Annotated in this window: 19 protein-coding genes and 1 pseudogene; 7 read left to right on the top strand and 13 right to left on the bottom strand. The window is 70.0% G+C overall.

The features are described from left to right. Nucleotides 1-109: 109 nt before the first annotated feature. From HUT10_RS14815 to HUT10_RS52205, 7 genes are all read right to left on the bottom strand, one after another. Nucleotides 110-844, bottom strand: coding sequence for a sirohydrochlorin chelatase (locus HUT10_RS14815; RefSeq protein WP_176171745.1), 735 nt, complete (start codon nt 842-844; stop codon nt 110-112). Continuing rightward, the gene (locus HUT10_RS14810) at nt 841-2,103 is read right to left on the bottom strand and encodes a sulfate adenylyltransferase subunit 1 (RefSeq protein WP_176171744.1); all 1,263 of its coding nucleotides are present in this window, start codon (nt 2,101-2,103) and stop codon (nt 841-843) included. Before HUT10_RS14810 ends, HUT10_RS14815 begins: the two co-directional genes overlap by 4 nt. Beyond that, nucleotides 2,103-3,023, bottom strand: coding sequence for a sulfate adenylyltransferase subunit CysD (cysD, locus tag HUT10_RS14805; protein WP_176171743.1), 921 nt, complete (start codon nt 3,021-3,023; stop codon nt 2,103-2,105). Before cysD ends, HUT10_RS14810 begins: the two co-directional genes overlap by 1 nt. A gap of 20 nt (nt 3,024-3,043) precedes the next feature. Then, on the bottom strand, nt 3,044-3,739 hold the full coding sequence (locus HUT10_RS14800) for a phosphoadenylyl-sulfate reductase (RefSeq protein ID WP_176171742.1): 696 nt from the start codon (nt 3,737-3,739) through the stop codon (nt 3,044-3,046). Next, nucleotides 3,736-3,918 (bottom strand): Insertion element protein, encoded by a 183-nt coding sequence (locus HUT10_RS50955; protein WP_254896876.1) that lies wholly within the window; start codon nt 3,916-3,918, stop codon nt 3,736-3,738. Before HUT10_RS50955 ends, HUT10_RS14800 begins: the two co-directional genes overlap by 4 nt. Then, the gene (locus tag HUT10_RS14795; protein WP_176171741.1) at nt 3,882-5,570 is read right to left on the bottom strand and encodes a nitrite/sulfite reductase; all 1,689 of its coding nucleotides are present in this window, start codon (nt 5,568-5,570) and stop codon (nt 3,882-3,884) included. Before HUT10_RS14795 ends, HUT10_RS50955 begins: the two co-directional genes overlap by 37 nt. Before the next feature lie 105 nt (nt 5,571-5,675). After that, nucleotides 5,676-5,762, bottom strand: a complete 87-nt coding sequence (locus HUT10_RS52205; RefSeq protein WP_368660830.1) for a putative leader peptide — start codon at nt 5,760-5,762, stop codon at nt 5,676-5,678. 171 nt (nt 5,763-5,933) lie between these two features. On the opposite strand from HUT10_RS52205, the gene HUT10_RS14790 reads away from it, so the two are divergent. The 3 genes and pseudogenes from HUT10_RS14790 to HUT10_RS14780 all read left to right on the top strand — a co-directional run bounded on the left by HUT10_RS14790 (nt 5,934) and on the right by HUT10_RS14780 (nt 8,607). Then, nucleotides 5,934-6,350: a VOC family protein gene (locus tag HUT10_RS14790; protein WP_176171740.1), complete on the top strand. Its 417-nt coding sequence runs from the start codon at nt 5,934-5,936 to the stop codon at nt 6,348-6,350. A gap of 60 nt (nt 6,351-6,410) precedes the next feature. Beyond that, complete coding sequence (gene hemW / locus HUT10_RS14785) at nt 6,411-7,628, top strand: radical SAM family heme chaperone HemW (protein ID WP_254896875.1); 1,218 nt, start codon at nt 6,411-6,413, stop codon at nt 7,626-7,628. A gap of 59 nt (nt 7,629-7,687) precedes the next feature. Next, a pseudogene (locus HUT10_RS14780) lies at nt 7,688-8,607 on the top strand (NADP-dependent oxidoreductase). On the opposite strand, the gene HUT10_RS14775 reads toward HUT10_RS14780, so the two are convergent. Next, nucleotides 8,604-9,308 (bottom strand): TetR/AcrR family transcriptional regulator, encoded by a 705-nt coding sequence (locus tag HUT10_RS14775; protein ID WP_303246964.1) that lies wholly within the window; start codon nt 9,306-9,308, stop codon nt 8,604-8,606. The pseudogene HUT10_RS14780 and the gene HUT10_RS14775 overlap by 4 nt on opposite strands. Before the next feature lie 83 nt (nt 9,309-9,391). Here HUT10_RS14775 and HUT10_RS14770 point away from each other — a divergent pair, with 83 nt between their 5' ends. The 4 genes from HUT10_RS14770 (at nt 9,392) to HUT10_RS14755 (ending at nt 12,350) form a co-directional block, all read left to right on the top strand. Next, the gene (locus HUT10_RS14770) at nt 9,392-9,802 is read left to right on the top strand and encodes an SgcJ/EcaC family oxidoreductase (protein ID WP_176177828.1); all 411 of its coding nucleotides are present in this window, start codon (nt 9,392-9,394) and stop codon (nt 9,800-9,802) included. Continuing rightward, entirely contained in the window at nt 9,799-10,131 is a 333-nt protein-coding gene (locus HUT10_RS14765) for a hypothetical protein (RefSeq protein ID WP_254896874.1), read from the top strand. Before HUT10_RS14770 ends, HUT10_RS14765 begins: the two co-directional genes overlap by 4 nt. Before the next feature lie 63 nt (nt 10,132-10,194). Next, on the top strand, nt 10,195-11,007 hold the full coding sequence (locus HUT10_RS14760) for a siderophore-interacting protein (protein WP_176171738.1): 813 nt from the start codon (nt 10,195-10,197) through the stop codon (nt 11,005-11,007). Nucleotides 11,008-11,120: 113 nt separating this feature from the next. Further along, entirely contained in the window at nt 11,121-12,350 is a 1,230-nt protein-coding gene (locus HUT10_RS14755; protein WP_176171737.1) for a serine hydrolase, read from the top strand. Here the strand turns inward: HUT10_RS14755 and HUT10_RS14750 are convergent. Genes HUT10_RS14750 through HUT10_RS14730 form a run of 5 tightly spaced genes read right to left on the bottom strand, consistent with a single transcriptional unit; the run spans nt 12,329 to nt 17,328 of the window. Continuing rightward, on the bottom strand, nt 12,329-13,096 hold the full coding sequence (locus HUT10_RS14750; protein WP_176171736.1) for a PP2C family serine/threonine-protein phosphatase: 768 nt from the start codon (nt 13,094-13,096) through the stop codon (nt 12,329-12,331). The genes HUT10_RS14755 and HUT10_RS14750 overlap by 22 nt on opposite strands. Further along, nucleotides 13,093-13,566: an FHA domain-containing protein gene (locus HUT10_RS14745; RefSeq protein WP_176171735.1), complete on the bottom strand. Its 474-nt coding sequence runs from the start codon at nt 13,564-13,566 to the stop codon at nt 13,093-13,095. Before HUT10_RS14745 ends, HUT10_RS14750 begins: the two co-directional genes overlap by 4 nt. Nucleotides 13,567-13,622: 56 nt before the next feature. Beyond that, nucleotides 13,623-14,267: a 4Fe-4S single cluster domain-containing protein gene (locus HUT10_RS14740; protein ID WP_176171734.1), complete on the bottom strand. Its 645-nt coding sequence runs from the start codon at nt 14,265-14,267 to the stop codon at nt 13,623-13,625. After that, nucleotides 14,264-16,105 (bottom strand): AAA family ATPase, encoded by a 1,842-nt coding sequence (locus HUT10_RS14735; protein WP_176171733.1) that lies wholly within the window; start codon nt 16,103-16,105, stop codon nt 14,264-14,266. The genes HUT10_RS14740 and HUT10_RS14735 overlap by 4 nt, the downstream gene beginning before the upstream one ends. Next, entirely contained in the window at nt 16,102-17,328 is a 1,227-nt protein-coding gene (locus HUT10_RS14730) for a hypothetical protein (protein WP_176171732.1), read from the bottom strand. Before HUT10_RS14730 ends, HUT10_RS14735 begins: the two co-directional genes overlap by 4 nt. Between the last annotated feature and the right edge of the window lie 6 nt (nt 17,329-17,334).

The following is a 17,334-nucleotide window of genomic DNA, read 5'->3' as shown; positions in this document are numbered from 1 at the left end:
GCGCAGCCGCCATGATTGTTACCGGCAAGTTAAGTAGGACGTCAAGAATTTACCGTTCCCATGCACGGGTGGTAACAAAAATGTGAATAAGACTCGCCTTTTGGCGGTGTCAGGCGTACTGGCGGAGCAGTCCGCTGACCGCGGACGCGTACCGGCTGACCACGACGTCCGCGACGCGCGGATCGTCGGCCAGCGGCGCCGCGATGAACGCCGCCGGGTCCGCCTCACGGGCCAGCCGCGCGATCCGGTCCGGAAGCAGGCCCGGCGCCAGAAACCACGAAGCCACCACGAGGTGCCGCGCACCTCGCGACCGCAACGAAGCCGCCGCCGCCGGGATGTCCGGCTGGGCGGCCGACGCGAACGCCTCGCTCACCGGCACCCCGAGCCGCTCTTCCCAGCGGGTGGCCAGCGCAGCGACCACGGCGTTCGCGGAAGCGTTCGACGAACCGACCGCGCTGACGATCACGCCCCGGCCGGAAAGCGGCGCCGCGGCCAGCCGGTCGAGCGCGACCGCCTGCAACGCCGGGTCGGCACCGAGCACGTCCGACACCTGCACCCGGAAGCCCGGGCAGGAGTCGGTCACCGAGTCGATCAGGGCCGGCAGGTCGACCCGGGCGTGGAACGCGCTGCCCAGCAGCAACGGCACCACGACCGCCGACCGGTGGCCGTCGGCGTGCAGCGACCGCAGCACGTCGGTGACCGACGGCGCCGAAAGGTCCAAAAAGGACTCGTAGACCGGCACCCCCGGGGCCCGGTCGCGCACGACGTCGACGAGGGCCCGCACGGTCGCCGCCGAGCGGGGGTCGCGGCTGCCGTGGGCGACGGCGACCAGCGGTGGTGTCACGAGAAGCGCTCACCCACCAGTCCCGCGGCCAGCGTGTCGCCGTCCTTCGGGTCGATGACCAGGAACGCGCCGGTGCGCGGGCTGGTGCCGTAGTCGTCGACGCCCAGCTCCTCGGCCAGCCGCAGGGTGACGCGGCCGATGTCGTTGAGCTCCAGCGACGCCGGAGAGTCCACACTGGACAGCGTCTGCTCGTCGAACCGGGCGTGCAGCTCGTCCACCAGCGCCTGCACCGTGCGGGTGCCGTGCTTGACGAGCAGGCGCGCGCCCGGCTTCAGCGGCTTGGACGACAGCCAGCACAGCGTGCCGGTGATCTCGTCGGTGACCTGCGGCGGACTGTCCGCGGCGGCGATCAGGTCGCCGCGCGAGATGTCGATGTCGTCGGTGAGCAGCAGCGTCACCGACGTCCCGGCGCCGGCTTCGGCCAGCGGCCCGTCGGCGGTGTCGATGCGCTCGACGCGGCTGCGGATGCCCTGCGGCAGCACGACGATCTCGTCGCCGGGCCGGACCGTGCCGGCCGCGATCTGGCCCGCGTAGCCGCGGTAGTCCGGGTACTCGGCCGTGCGCGGGCGGATCACGTACTGCACCGGGAACCGCAGCGCGGAGTCGTGCGGGTCGGGTGCGACCGGCACCTCTTCCAGGTGCTCCAGCAGGCTCGGCCCGGTGTACCACGGCGTCCGCTCCGAGCGGGCCGCGACGTTGTCGCCCTCCAGCGCGGACACCGGGATGGCCAGCACGGACCCGCGCTCGTAGCCCAGGGACAGCGCGTGCTCGGCGAACTCCTCGGCGATCACGGTGAAGGTCGCCTCGTCGTAGCCGACCAGGTCGATCTTGTTCACCGCCAGCACCAGCTGCGGCACGCCGAGCAGGGCCAGCACGGCCGCGTGCCGGCGGGTCTGCTCGATGACGCCCTTGCGCGCGTCGACCAGCAGCACGGCCAGCTGCGCGGTGGACGCGCCGGTCACCGTGTTGCGCGTGTACTGCACGTGCCCGGGCGTGTCCGCCAGCACGAACGACCGCTTCGGCGTCGCGAAGTACCGGTAGGCGACGTCGATGGTGATGCCCTGCTCGCGTTCCGAGCGCAGGCCGTCGACCAGCAGCGAGAGGTCCGGTGTGGACAATCCCTTGTCGACGGACGCGCGGGTGACGGCGTCGAGCTGGTCGGCGAGCACCGACTTCGTGTCGTACAGCAGCCGGCCGACCAGGGTCGACTTGCCGTCGTCGACGCTCCCGGCGGTGGCCAGGCGCAGCAGCGAACTCATCAGAAGTACCCCTCACGCTTGCGGTCTTCCATGGCCGCTTCGGACATCCGGTCGTCGGCCCGGGTCGCGCCGCGCTCGGTCAGCCGCGAGGCCGAAACCTCGGCGATGACCTCCTCGACGGTGGCCGCGGTGGATTCGATCGCGCCGGTGCACGAACCGTCGCCGACGGTCCGGTAGCGGACGGTCAGCTCGCGGACCTCTTCGCCCGGCCGCGGGCCACCCCACGGGCCCTCGGCCAGCAACATCCCGTCGCGCAGGTACACCTCGCGCTGGTGCGCGTAGTAGATCGACGGCAGCTCGACCTTCTCGCGGGCGATGTAGTTCCAGACGTCGGCCTCGGTCCAGTTGGACAGCGGGAAGACCCGGACCTGCTCACCCGGGCGATGCCGCCCGTTGTAGAGGTTCCACAGCTCGGGCCGCTGGCGGCGCGGCTCCCACTGGCCGAAGGCGTTGCGGAGGCTGAAGATCCGCTCCTTGGCCCGGGCGCGTTCCTCATCGCGGCGGCCGCCGCCGAAGACCGCGTCGAACTTGTGCTCGGCGATCGTGTCGAGCAGCGGCGTGGTCTGCAGCGGGTTGCGCATCCCGTCCGCGCGCTCCTCCAGCCGTCCGTCGTCGATCCAGTCCTGCACCTTCGCGACGACCAGGCGCAGGCCGTGCCGCTCGACGACGCGGTCGCGGAACTCGATGACCTCGTCGAAGTTGTGCCCGGTGTCCACGTGCAGCAGCGGGAACGGCACCGGAGCCGGCCAGAACGCCTTGATGGCCAGGTGCAGCAGCAGCGTCGAGTCCTTGCCGCCGGAGAAGAGGATCACCGGGCGGTCGAACTCGCCTGCCACCTCCCGGAAGATGTGGATGGCCTCGGATTCGAGAGCGGCCAGGTTGTCCTGTGCCGCATCGGTCGCGGGTTCCAGTGTTGTCATGCGTCCCTCGGTGTCTGACATCAGCCGTGCAGTCCGCACTCGGTCTTGCTCTGCCCCGCCCACCGGCCGCTGCGCGGGTCCTGTCCCGGCTCGACGCGAGCCGTGCAGGGTGCGCAGCCGATCGAGAGGTAGCCGATCGACACCAGCGGGTTTTCGAGGATGCCGTGCTCACGGATGTAGCCGTTGAACTCGTCGTCGGTCCACGCCGCGATCGGGTTGACCTTGACCAGGCCGTTGCGGTCGTCCCAGGTGACGATCGGGGTGTTCGCGCGGGTCGGGGCGTCCACCCGGCGGACACCGGTGACCCAGGCGGAGTAGTTCGCCAGCGTCTTGCGCAGCGGCACCACCTTGCGCAGGTTGCAGCACAGCGTGGCGTCACGGTCGTGCAGCTTGGGGCCGTACTCGGCGTCCTGCTCGGCGACGCTCTGTTCGGCTTGCGCGTTCACGATGTGGACGTCCGGGTACACCGCCTGAACGGCGTCGCGCGTGCCGATCGTCTCCGGGAAGTGGTAGCCGGTCTCCAGGAACAGAACGTCCACATCGGACTTCACCTTGGTGGCGAGGTCGATGAGCACGGCGTCCTGCATGTTGGACGCGACGATGAAGTCGTCGCCGAACGTGTCCACGGTCCAGCGCAGCGCTTCTTCCGCGGTGGCGTCGGCGAGCTCCTTCGAAGCGCGCTCGGCGAGGGTCTTGTAGTCGGCGGTCGCGGTCATCGGGAAACCTCCGGAAGGGACAGGCCGAGGAACTTGACCGAGAAAACCCGGCGACAAGCGGAACACAGCCAGCCGCCGTTCTCTTCCGGCCGCAGATCCTCGTCACCGCAGTACGGGCAGTAGTACGGCGCCGCTCGCTCGGTCACTGGAGGGCGCTTTCGTCGGCGCGGGCGGCCCATTGCGCGAACCGCTCGCCGTCCTCGCGCCCGGCGACGTAGTTGCGCACCACCCGCTCGACGTACCCGGTCAGCTCACCCGATGTCACCTTGTGGCCACGCAACTTCCGGCCGAACCCGGCGTCGAGGCCGAGCCCGCCGCCGAGGTGCACCTGGAAGCCTTCGACCTGGTTGCCGTCGGCGTCGGTGACGATCTGGCCCTTGAGGCCGATGTCCGCGGTCTGGATCCGCGCGCACGAGTTGGGGCAGCCGTTGAGGTGCACGGTGACCGGCGTCTCGAGGCCGTCCTGGATGTCGGCGAGTGACTTCTCGAGGTCCGCGACGAGCAGCTGCGCACGGGCCTTCGTCTCGACGATGGCGAGCTTGCAGAACTCCAGCCCGGTGCAGGCCATCACCCCGCGCCGCCACGGCGACGGCTTCGTCTCCAGGCCCAGCTCGGCCAGTTCGGCCTGGAGCGCCGGGACGTGGGCCTCCGGGACGTCGAGCACGACGAGCTTCTGCTGCGGGGTGAGCCGCACCCGGCCCGAGCCCGCCCGCTCGGCGGCCTTGGCGACGGCGACGAGCGTGCCACCGGACACGCGGCCGGCGACCGGTGCCGCGCCGACGTAGAACTTGCCGTCGACCTGCGGGTGCACGCCGACGTGGTCGATCGGGACGGCCGGGTCCACCGGCGGCGGGCCGTCGATCAGCTCGCGCTTGAGGTACTCGTCCTGCAGCACCTGGCGGAACTTCTCCGCGCCCCAGTCCTTGACCAGGAACTTGATCCGGGCCCGCGAGCGCAGCCGGCGGTAGCCGTAGTCGCGGAAGATCGAAATGACGCCTTCCCAGACGTCCGGGACCTCGTCCCGCGGGATCCAGGCGCCGAGGCGCTGCCCGAGCATCGGGTTGGTCGAGAGGCCGCCGCCGACCCAGATGTCGAAGCCGGGCCCGTGCTCGGGGTGGTCGACGCCGACGAACGCGACGTCGTGGATCTCGTGGGCGACGTCCGGCTGGCCGGAGATCGCCGTCTTGAACTTGCGCGGCAGGTTGGCGTACTCGGGCTTGCCGATGTAGCGGCGCTTGATCTCCTCGATCGCCGGTGTGCCGTCGATGACCTCGGCGGCGGCGATGCCCGCGACCGGCGAGCCGAGGATGACGCGCGGGCTGTCGCCGCAGGCCTCCATCGTGGTCATGCCGGCGTTCTCGAGCTTGGCCCAGATCGTCGGCACGTCCTCGATCCGGATCCAGTGGTACTGGATGTTCTGCCGGTCGGTGATGTCGGCGGTGTCGCGCGCGTACGCCTGCGAGATCTCGCCGAGCACGGTGAGCTGCCCGGTGGTCAGTGCGCCGCCGTCGATGCGGACCCGCAGCATGAAGTAGCGGTCGTCGAGCTCTTCGGGCTCCAGCGTCGCCGTGCGGCCGCCGTCGATCCCCGGCTTGCGCTGGGTGTAGAGGCCGTACCAGCGGAACCGGCCGCGCAGGTCGCCCGGGTCGATCGCGTCGAACCCGCGGTGGGCGTAGATGTTCTCGATCCGCGCGCGCACGTTGAGCGGGTGGTCGTCTTTCTTGGACCGCTCGTTCGGGTTCAGCGGCTCCCGGTAACCGAGCGCCCACTGCCCTTCGCCGCGCTTCTGCTTGGCGCGCGCGGGGCGGGCTGGGGTTTGGGGCGTGGCCATGGCGGCGTCCTCCGAGAGGCTCTTCGTGGCGGCGGAGGACGACCGGCTCGCCGGGTTCCTCCGCGCCGGCTGTCCAGAATTCGTGGCAGGTGGTGGCGACGGTAGTCAGCGAACGGGTGCGCAGAGGGCGCTCGCGACCCGCAGGAGATCGACGTGGCGGCGGGCCACGAGCAGAACACCGGCATGAGTCACGACGTCAGCGTGCCACGCGTCCACAATGTGGTCCAGGTCTGCCCGAATGGTGGGAGAAGGGTCACTCACCTGCGAAAACCGTGTCAACCGCCTTGCGCAGGCTCTCTTGCCCGGCCAAATCACTACATGTAGAGTACTTCAGGTACAGTGGTTTGAGGAGAGGAACCGCGGATGCAGGTCAAGGGTTTCGGGGCGGGTTACCTGGTCGACGACGTCGCCGTGACCACCCGCTTCTACGCGGACGTCGTCGGCCTGCCGGTCACCGTCGAGCTCGACTGGTTCGCCAGCGTCAACGCCGGGGCGCCGGGGTACGAGATCAGCTTCGTGCAGCGCGGGCACGAGTCGGTGCCGCCGGGCCACCGGGCGGCGGAGACGGCCGGGCTGATGTTCGGGCTGGTCGTCGAAGACGCCCGCGCGGAGGCGAAACGGCTGCAAGAGGCCGGTGTCGAACTGGTGACACCGGTCGTCGACGAGGTCTACGGGCAGCGGCACTTCTACTTCGCGGACCCGAACGGCGTGCTGCTCGACGTCATCGAGGTCATCCCGGTCGACCCGGACTGGGCGGCGGCCAACCTGCCGGTGTCGTAACGGTGTTGACCCGATCGGCCCCTTGAGGCGACCGGGCGTGACCGGGTGGACAATTCGACCGTGCCCGAACTGCGTTCCGACCCCGCCACACCGATCGATCCGGCCTTGCCGGAAAGCGCGCTGAAGGGGCTGGGCAGCAGAGCGTTCGGGGTGTACGTGCACGTCCCGTTCTGCGCCACACGCTGCGGGTACTGCGACTTCAACACCTACACCGCGGGGGAGCTCGACACCGGCTCGTCGCCGCAGTCCTGGCTCGAAGGGCTGCGGCGCGAGCTGGAGCTCGCCGCGCGCGTGCTCGTCGTGCCGCCGGCCGCCGACACGGTGTTCGTCGGCGGCGGCACGCCGTCGCTGCTCGGCGCGGAGGGGCTGCGTTCGGTCCTCGACGCCGTCCGCGACGTCTTCGGGCTGGCCCCCGGCGCCGAGGTGACGACGGAGTCGAACCCCGAGTCGACGTCGCCGGAGTTCTTCGAGGGGATCCGCGAAGCGGGCTACACGCGGGTGTCGCTCGGCATGCAGTCGGCCGCGCCGCACGTGCTGAAGATCCTCGACCGGGTGCACACCCCGGGGCGTCCGGGCCGGGCCGCCGCCGAAGCGCGCGCGGCCGGGTTCGAGCACGTGAACCTGGACGTGATCTACGGCACGCCGGGGGAGCGTCCCGACGACCTCCTCGCGACGCTCGACGCGGTGCTGGCCGCCGGCGTCGACCACGTCTCGGCGTACGCGCTGATCGTCGAGGAAGGCACGGCGCTGGCCCGGCGCGTCCGCCGGGGCGAGCTGCCCGCGCCGGACGACGACGTGCTGGCCGCGGACTACGAGATGATCGACGCGGCGCTGTCCGCGGCGGGGTTGCGCTGGTACGAGGTGTCGAACTGGGCGGCATCCGACGCGGCCCGCTGCCGGCACAACCTCGGTTACTGGCGGGGCGACGACTGGTGGGGCGCCGGTCCGGGCGCGCACAGCCACGTCGGCGGCGTGCGCTGGTGGAACGTCAAGCACCCGGCCCGCTACGCCGCTTTGCTCGCCTCCGGCGACTCGCCCGCGGGCGGGCGTGAAGTGCTCACCGACGACGACCAGCACCTCGAGCGGATCATGCTCGAACTGCGCGTCGCCGAAGGGCTGCCGCTCGACGTGCTCGACGAGCCGGGGCTGGCCGAGGCGCGCGCCGCGGCGGCCGAGGGGCTGCTCGACCCGTCCGCGATGGACTCCCGGGGCCGCGCGGTGCTCACCGACCGCGGCCGGCTGCTGGCCGACGGGGTGGTCCGCCGCCTCGCCGGTTAGGGATTAAAACCGGGGACCGGGTCGTTGCTTGTATTCAGCAACGACTTCGAGGAGGCCCCATGGCGCGCGCGATCAGGTTCGACGAGTACGGCGACGTGGAGGTCCTCCGGGTCGAGGAGGTCCCCCGGCCGGTTCCGGGTGCGGGGCAGGTGCTCGTCGAGGTGCGGGCCGCCGGCATCAACCCGGGCGAGGCGTCGATCCGGCAAGGTCTCCTGCATGCGCGCTTCCCGGCGACTTTCCCGTCGGGGCAGGGAAGTGACTTCGCGGGGGTTGTCGCTTCGCTCGGTGAAGGCGTCTCGGACGTCGCTGTGGGCGACGAGGTGATCGGGTTCGTCGACACCCGGTCGAGTCACGCGGAGTTCGTCGTCGCGGAGGCCGCGAACCTCACGCCTCGGCCGGATGGCGTCCCGTGGGAGGTCGCCGGCTCGCTGTTCGTCGCCGGCACGACCGCGTACGCGGCGGTCGGCGCGGTGTGCCCGCGCGAAGGGGACACCGTCGTCGTCTCGGGGGCGGCCGGCGGGGTGGGCTCGCTCGCCGTGCAGCTGGCGCAGCTGGCGGGCGCGACGGTGATCGGCCTGGCGGGCGAGGCGAACCACGAGTGGCTGCGCGAGCTCGGCGTCATCCCGGTTTCCCACGGCGAAGGCGTGCTGTCGCGGATCCGCGAAGCCGCGCCGTCCGGGGTGGACGCGTTCGTCGACACGTTCGGCTCCGGGTACGTGGAACTGGCCCTGCACCTGGGGATCCACCCGGGCGGATCAACACGATCATCGACTTCGCGGCGGCGGAGAAGTACAACGTGAAGGCCGACGGCAGCGCGGCCGCGGCGTCGGCCGACGTGCTGCGTGAGCTGGGTCTGTTGCTGGACAAGGGGTTGCTGACGCTGCCGATCGCCCGGGTGTACCCGCTGGAGGAGGTCCGGGAGGCCTACCGGGAGCTGGAGCGGCGGCACACGCGCGGCAAGATCGTGCTACGGCCCTAGTTCTTCTTCGCCAGCGCTTTCAGCCCGGCCAGGAACGCCTCGAGTGCGAACTCGAGGCGTTCCTTCGCTGTTTCCGCGGAAAAGAACTCGCCGACGTGCAGCAGGTTCGGGAACGACTCGGCGGGCAGTGACCGCATGTACGCCACCATCTGCTTGCCGCGTTCGTCGGCTTCGGCCTGGTCGATCTCGCCCCAGGTCCAGCCGCTCGCTTCGTACGCGTACGCCTTGGCGTAGAGCGCCAGCGCGTCACCCGCGAAAGTGGCCTGCTTGAGGGTCAACCCGCCCGCGCGAAGCAGGGCGAGGGTTGCTTCGCCCAGCTTCAGCGTGTTGGGCGTGACCGGCACGGGGATGTCCCACGCGATGCGCGCGATGCCGCGGTGGGCGGCCATCACGTGGATCTGGTCGCGGACGAGCTGCTTGACCTGCTCGTCCCAGTGCGCCGGGTCCGGTTCGGGGATCAGGATGTCGGCGAGCACGGCGTCGAGCATCAGCTCCGCCAGCTCGTCCTTGTTGGCGACGTGCGCGTAGAGCGAGGCCGGGCCGGTCTCCAGCTCCTGGGCGATCCGCCGCATGGTGACCGCGTCGAACCCCTCGTCGTCCAGGACGATCAGGGCCGCTCGCACGATCGAGGCCTGGGAGAGAACGGGTTTCGCGGCGCGGCGGCTCGGCGCACTGCGCCACGGCGGCGGGGGAACGGTCACCGGAACACTGTACTTGACGCGAACGCTGTTCGAGAGTAGAACGGTGTTTGTAAGACGAACGTTGTTCGAAGGGGGATTCGATGGTGGCCACCGCCGAAGCCGATGTCCGTGGGGTGCTGGACCGGCTCACCGACGCTTGGAACTCGGGAGATGCCGCCGCGTACGGGCGGCTGTTCACCGAGGATGCGGATTACGTGACGTTCTTCGGGGCGAACTTCCCCGGGCGGGAGGCGATCGAGAGTTCGCACCAGGCCTTGTTCGAGGGGCCGTTGCGGGGGTCGAAGCTCACCGGGGCGCTGGGTGGGGCGGCGAAGGTGCGGTTCGTCCGGCCGGACGTCGCCGTGGCGGTCGTCGGCGGCGGTTCGTCGCTGACCGGGGCGGAGGTTGCCGACGAAGGGCGTGAGTCGACCGTTTCGTTCGTGCTCGTCCGGGAGGAGGGCGAGTGGCTGATCACGGCGTTCCAGAACACGCGGGTTTCGGATCCGCGCGGGTGAAAACGCTTGCGGAGGCGTCGGGGGTGGTCGCGCGGCCACCGGCGGAGGTCTTCGAGCGGCTGCGGCTGAAGCTGGTCGTCGGCCATCCGATGCGGGTGGAGGTCGATCGCGAGCGCGGGTTCGTCGCGGTGCAGGGCGGCTGGTGGTACCGCGGGGAGTACCGCGTCACGGCTGATCCGGCGGGCGCGCGCGTCGAGCACCGGGTGGTCAACGCGGCCACGCGGGGGCGGTGGGGCGTGCCGTTGGCGAACCGGTTCTTCGTGGGGTTCCGGAAGGAGGTGGCCATCGGGTTCGGGAGGTTGCTGGCGGATCTGGGTACACCTGAGTAGCCGCGCGCCGTTTCCGGCGCGTAGGGTGACTTAGGTAAGCCTTAGTGATGGTTGGAGTGGCCGATGGCTGAAGCACCCCGGCGGTCCGGGCGTCCCGCGGCGCGGCTGCGGGTGCTGCGGACCGAGCGGCTGACCCCGCACATGATCCGGATCGTCGCGGGCGGCGAGGGGATCGCGCAGTTCACGCCGAACGAATTCACCGACGCGTACGTGAAGGTGCTGTTCAAGGTGCCGGGGGTCGAGTACCCGGAGCCGTTCGACGTCCAGGAGTGCCGGGCGACGATGCCGCGCGAGCACTGGCCGCGGCAGCGTTCGTACACCGTCCGCGGGTTCGACCCGCAGGCCGGCGAGCTCGTGCTCGACTTCGTCCACCACGGCGACGAGGGCATCGCGGGCCCGTGGGCGGCCTCGGCCCAGCCCGGTGACGAGCTGCTGGTCCTGGGGCCGGGCGGCGCGTACGCCCCGGGCGCGGACGCGGACTGGCACCTGCTGGCGGGGGACGAAAGCGCGTTGCCGGCCATCGCGGCGTCGCTCGAAGCGCTGCCGGCCGGTGTCCCGGCGCACGCGGTGATCCTGGTCGAGAACGAGGCCGAGGAGCAGCCGCTGGTCACGAAGGCGGACGCGCAGATCACGTGGTTGCACCGGGCGTCGGGCGGCGACGTCGCGGCGGCGGTGCGCGAACTGCCGTGGCGGGAGGGCGTCGTCCAGGCGTTCGTCCACGGCGAGGCGGGCTTCGTGCGCGAGCTGCGGCGCTACCTGCTCGACGAGCGCGGCGTGCGGCGCGAGCTGCTGTCGATTTCGGGCTACTGGCGCTACGGCAAGAACGACGAAGCATGGCGCGAGGAGAAGGCGGCCGAGCGGGCGCGCGAGAAGTAACGTCGCCGGCCAAAAGCAGGCCGCCCCTCCGCGTGGCACGTGCCCGTCGCCACCAAGCCATGCGGCCGTGGCTGTGGTCGGCTTGTTGCTCGATGGCGCAGTAACCTCGCCGTATGGCGGACTTCGAAGTGGACATCGATCCGGCCGAGGCCGGCTTCGATGCGGCACGGCTCACCCGGATCGATGCGCATTTCGACCGGTACGTCGAGGATGGCCGGTTGCCGGGCTGGCTCGCGGTGGTGAGCAGGCACGGCCGGATCGTGCACATCGGCCGTGGCGGGTCGCGGGACGTCGAGGCCGGGTTGCCGGTGGAGACCGACACGCTGTGGCGGATCTTCTCGATGACCAAGCCGATCACCTCGGTCGCGGCGATGATGCTGGCCGAAGAGGGCCTGCTGGAGCTGGACGACCCGATCTCGCGGTGGCTGCCGGAGTTCGAGTCGCCGCGGGTGTACGTCAAGGGGTCGGCGCTGGCGCCGTTGACCGAGCCGGCCACCTCGCCGATCCGGGTGTGGCACCTGCTGACGCACACGGCGGGCCTGACCTACGGCTTCCACCACGGCCACCCGGTGGACGCGATCTACCGCGCGGCGGGCTTCGAATGGGGCAGCCCGCCGGGGCTCGATCTGGCGGCGTGTTCGGAGAAGTGGGCGTCCCTGCCGTTGCTGTTCCAGCCGGGCACGGAGTGGAACTACTCGGTGGCCACCGACGTGCTCGGCCGGCTCGTCGAGGTGGTGTCGGGCTTGCCGCTGGACGAGTTCTTCGAGTCGCGGATCTTCGGGCCGCTGGGCATGACGGACACGGGTTTCGTGGCCGCATCGCCGGACCGCCTGGCGGCGATGTACGTCCGCAACCCGGCCTCGGGCCGGGCGACCCGCAACGACGCGTTCGGCCGCATGGGAACAAGCCGTCCGGACTGCCTCTCGGGCGGCGGCGGCCTGGTGTCGTCGGCCCAGGACTACTGGCGCTTCACGGAGATGCTCCTCCGCGGCGGCGCCCTCGACGACGTGCGATTGCTGGCCCCGCGAACGGTGGCGCTGATGGCGAGCAACCACCTGCCGGGCCACGTGGACCTGGAGGCGTTCGGCCGTCCGTTGTTCGCGGAGATGCCCTTCGACGGCCACGGTTTCGGCCTCGGCTTCTCGGTCCTGGAGGACCCGGTGAAGGCCCGAACGGTGGCCTCGGCCGGCGAGTTCGCCTGGGGCGGCGCGGCTTCGACGGCGTTCTGGGTGGACCCGGACGAGGACCTGACGGTGGGTTTCTACACGCAGCTGCTGCCGTCGAGCACGTACCGCCTGCGCCCCCAGCTGCGGCAGCTGGTCTACCAGGCACTGGTGGACTGACCAGGCGGGGGCCAGTCGATCACGTCCAATGCGATGATCGAAAGGTTGTCTTCGGCACCGGAGTCATACACGGCATCCCGGAGTCCCGTCACGATGTCACGCAGTTCGGGTTGGCGGCAGAGCTTGCGAAAGGCGTCAGCCTCGAGCACTCCGGTCACCCCGTCGCTACAGAGGAGAAAGCGGCTCGACGGACCCTCCGCAATGACCTCGCAGACGTGCGGTCGGAACCGCGGGCCGGACGGGTCACCGATCGCCTGGGTCAGGCTGCTGGTGGCCGAGCCGTCTGGCGCGATCACGGCGTCATCGACGCTGAGCAGCTCGACGAACCCGTCGGTGACCTGGTAAACACGGCTGTCGCCGACGTTGAAGCAGAAGATCCCGCCGGTGGTCACGGCGAGGCCGGCGACCGTCGTCCCCATTCCGGCAGTCCCGGGTGATCGGCTCGCCAGATCGAGAACTGCTTCGTTGACAGCCGTCAGTCCGGCGCGGATTGCCTCCACGTCGGTCCAGGCGGTGGCGCGTGTGATGGTCTCGGTGAGCGCGAACGCGCTTGCGACTTCACCGGCGGCGTGTCCCCCCATCCCGTCGGCGACGGCGCACACGAGCGGTGTTGTGAGTCCCGCCCTCAGCTCGACCACCTGGGGATGAGCGACCTGGCTGAGCCAGCCGAACACGGCCACCGCGTCCTCGTTGCCCGCCCGGACCCTTCCGCGAGCGGTCATGGCTGCCACCTGGACCGTGGTCACGGCTGCTCCGGCCGGTTGCGGACGGTCGCGCGCAAGTGGGCTCCGAAACGGATCACATCGCCGTCGGACACCCGGGCTCCGTCGGTCGAAGAGACTGGTCGATCGTTCACGTAGGTTCCGTTGAGCGAATCCTCGTCGCGTACCCGCAACGAGCGGCCGTCGTGCCACAACACCGCGTGCCGCCGCGAAACGTTCGGATAGGCGTCGGCTTCAAAACCGATACTGCTCTCGTCCGAACGCCCGATGATCAGTTCTCCGGCGCCCACGGGCACAGACCCCCACGGAAACTCGAGTATGCCGGTGGTGTGCCCGCCGTCGCGGGTGGTGACGGCCGGCTTCGGTGTCGGTGCGGTCGCGTGGACCGCACAGACACCGTCGGAGAGAAGCATGCCGCACCCGGGTTCGTCACAGCGATCACTTTCCTCGCTCTCGGCTTGAGGCGGCTCTGCGCACGGCACCAGGAACTCCATGCACTCGGGACAGAAACGTAGACCGGGAGTCTCCTGTGGTCCGTGTCGAGGGCACATCAGGGCCGCCATGAGGCCTCCTCGAGCCGAATACCTTGGTTGTCCAAGGCCCGTCGCAGCCGGGCCAGGTCGCCCCGCCGGGGCACGCCGATCATCCAGATCCGGTCGTCGTCGACCTGCACCTGGAGGGCCGGGTGCTCGGTGACGGCGTCCAGCCACGGTCCGTACCGCACGCGGCCACGCTCGGTGGTCGGCACGAGTTGCTGGTTGGCCGAACCTCGCCAGACCAGATCGGTCGGCTCACCCGCCCGGTACGGCCCGGTCATGATCGCGTCGACCAGGGCGGGAACCTCCGGGCACCGTTTCTTGAAGACGTCGTACTCGGTGCCGGTGTAGCACAAGATGTCCCAATCGTGGGCCTGCCGGAATTCGTCAAGCCCTTCGACCAGCTTTGTGAGGGCTTCCGGTTGCTCCGACGGTTCGCCCCCGCTGATCGTGATGCCGTCGACGCTCGCCGGATCGAGGGAAGCGCACCAGGCGAGCAACGCCGACACTTCGACTTCCTGCTGCGCTGTTGCCGGCCAAGTGTCCCGGGCGACGCAACCGGGACACGCGATCGTGCACCCCTGGGTCCAGATACCGATGCGCCGCCCTGGACCGAGGGCGGTCACGGGGTAGTGCAGTCGCGAGATGCGCAGCTTCATTCCACGACCACCACCCAGTTCTGACCGGTCTTCTCGAAACCGGTCACGGTGATCTTCGATCCCTTGTCCGGTGGTTGCAGGAAGAGGGCGCGAGCGAGGGGGTTGACCAGGTAGCTTTCGATCGCCGACACGATCCCGCGGCCACCGTTGGCGAGGTCGAAGGTGGCGTGGTCGAGCAGGTCGGCGCGGGCGTCCTCGGTGAAAGTCAGCGTCGTCTCGTAGAGACGGGCTACGGTGTCGACGACGCGGGCAATGGCCCGCTCGGCGATTTGCACCGCGACTTCGTCGCGCAGGAAGTCGAAGACCACGATGCTGTTGCGGACGCGGTTGAACAGCTCGGGACGGCCCAACTGATGCCGGAAAAAGACCTCGATGTAGCTCCGCACACCCTCTTCGATCTGGGGGAGCTCGAACTCGGCCGTCACGTTTTCCTTCGGCTTCCCGTCCTCGTCCGGGACGATGATGCCCAGGTTGGTGGTGAAGACGATGAGCGACTCGGTGAAGTAGACCGTGCCGCCTTGACCGTCGGTGAGCCGTCCGTCGTCCAGGATCTGCAGGAACTTGTCGAGCAGCCGCGGGTGGGCCTTCTCGATCTCGTCGAACAACACGACCCGGAACGGCTGCTGCCGGAGACCGTTGGTCAGCTCGCCGCCCGCATCGTGACCGACGAAGCCGGGCGGAGCCCCGATCAGCCGCGCTTCGCTGTGTTCGGCGGAAAACTCACTCATGTCGAACCGCAGGTAGGCGTTCTCGTCCCCGAACAGCAGTTCCGCGAGTGCCTTCGCCAGTTCGGTCTTGCCGACGCCGGTCGGTCCGGCGAGGAACAGGGAGCCACGCGGCGCGCTGCGGCTCCCCGTGTGCGCTCCGGCGAGTCCCGTCACGGAACGCGCGAGGATGTCCATGACCCGCCGGACCGCGTCGGGCTGACCGAGGACGCGTTCGCTGAGCTTCTCCTCCGCGACGACCAGCCGGTCCCGCAACGCCTTGCTCTGCCAGGGGTTGTCCGGCACACCGACCCGATAGGCTCGGATCGCGTCCTCGACCCGGTCGCCCGTGATGCCCGAGGCGGTGGCCAGCCGCACCACGTCACGCATGCTTCGCAACCGGAGACCGTGGCTGGCGTCGGCGAACCGTTTCGCCAGCCGCGTGCGTTCCGCGGGCGCCTCCGGCACGCCGGGCAGGAGCTCGACCAGGTCCGCCGCCGTCTCCACTCGGCTTTCGAGACTGGGCTCGGGAATCGCGGTGACACGCAGCGTGTGGTTGCCCGTGACGAACCACGCCGGGAGATCGTGCTTGCCGTCAACCACCCAGAAGATCGTGTTGTACCCCTGGCCGACCGGGGTTGCCGCGTAAGCGAGCCGATCCGCGACCGAGGTCAGCAACCGCTCTTCGGGTGAGGCGAGCACCTCGGTCACCGAGAGCCGCGCCGCGTCGGCGAGAACCAGCGCGAGCGGAGGCTGGTTGCCCCTCTCCCGGTCCGGGTCCACCACCGCGGTCAGCACATCACGCACCATCGACAGGGGCAGTTGCGCCCCGAGCCCGACGCCCGCTGTCCGCAGTGTGGCGGCCACTTCGGGGGGCTGCTTGCCGGCCGGCGCGAACAACTGCACTCCCACGCCGGTCGTGTAGGTGAGCATCGCGCCGTAACCGCGGGATTTCAGGACACTCCACAGACCCTCGGCAAGGCTCATGAACCGGATCTGGCCCTCAGCAGCGGGATCGGGGAGACGGTAGAGGTCGTGCACGTTGCCTGTGAGCACGATCTGCGGGTGAGCGCAGAGCGCCAGTTCGACTTCGCGCAGCCAGGGTGGCCGAGTATCGGTTTCGGGCCTCGTCATCGCCGCATCTCCCGTACGTTCGGTCGGTGTGTGCTCGCCGCGACGGGCAGCAGGGCTTCGGCCACCGGGAGAAGGGGGCCCTGCCCGGGCGCGCGCAGCGTCGGCTCGCCGACGGCGACGCCGTGCCGCCGCAGTCTCGACAAGAGGTTGGGGTGGTCGGAGCAGAAACCTCTCTCGGCCTCGAGATCGGCCTTGTCGTCCGTCATGGCCTGCTGCGACCGGACCACTTGCGTCCGCAGGACCGCCTCTTTCCGGTCCAAGAGGACCTTCAAGCCGTAGCCGGGCCTGCCGGGCGCGCCGGCGTATGCGGAACCCTGTTCGACCAAGACGGTTTCGAAGCCTTCGCTGACCGTGTAGCCCAGGTCGTCGAGACTCAGGCGCATGGCGTTGGCCACCGTCTTGCGCCGCTGGGCGCGATTTTCCTCTTCGACACGTTCGCTCACCCGGTCGGCCAGACCACGCGGCACAGCGCGGGGACGGGTCTCGGCGAGCCGGGCTATCTCCCGTCTGAGGGTGGCCGCTTCCGCTCCGGCGAGCAGTTCCAGTCTCGTCGAAAGCGCTTCGAGGGCGATCTCCGCCTGCTGGATCGCTTGTTCGTCGTCAACCGCCTGCCGGACCCGGACGGAGAGGTCGGCGAGCACCAGCCGGGCCCTGGCCTCCGAGGCCGACGGGACGTCGGCGATTTCCCGCACCGCCTCGACGCAGGCTGCCCGGGTGTCCGCCGGTGCGCGCGGTGGCAGACGCGCCAGCAGCTCGGTGGCCCGGTCCACCAGCTTCCTGCGCACTTCTCCTGCCCGCCGCGCGGCTTCGAGCCGACGATCGTCCGCTGCTGCGCGCTTGATCGTGAACTCGCGTGCCGGTGCGGCGGCCACCGGGGTGGGTTCTTCCCCGGTCGTGGCCCCACTGATCTCTTGGAGGATGTCGTGCTGCGGGATCGCCGCCACCGACTCCTGCAGCCGTTTCGTGTACTCCACGACGATCCGGCGTGCCCGTTCGGCCGCTTCCGCGATCTTCTCCGGCGCCGAGCGGGGAGAGGCTTTCGGACAGGCGGGGATCGCGGTGATCCTGCCGCCCAGCACCTCGCTGTAGGCCTTGGCCTCGGCTCGCAACGCGCTGAGTTCGGCGCGCTGGGCTGCGTAGTACTCCCATGCGGCCTGTTGTTCCCGGCGCCTGCTTTCTGCCGCTGACTCGACCACGTAGCTGACGGCGGTGATGGAACTCAAGGAAGC

Source organism: Amycolatopsis sp. Hca4 (assembly GCF_013364075.1).
Classification (GTDB): Bacteria; Actinomycetota; Actinomycetes; order Mycobacteriales; family Pseudonocardiaceae; genus Amycolatopsis.
This window is presented reverse-complemented; position numbering and strand designations above follow the sequence as displayed.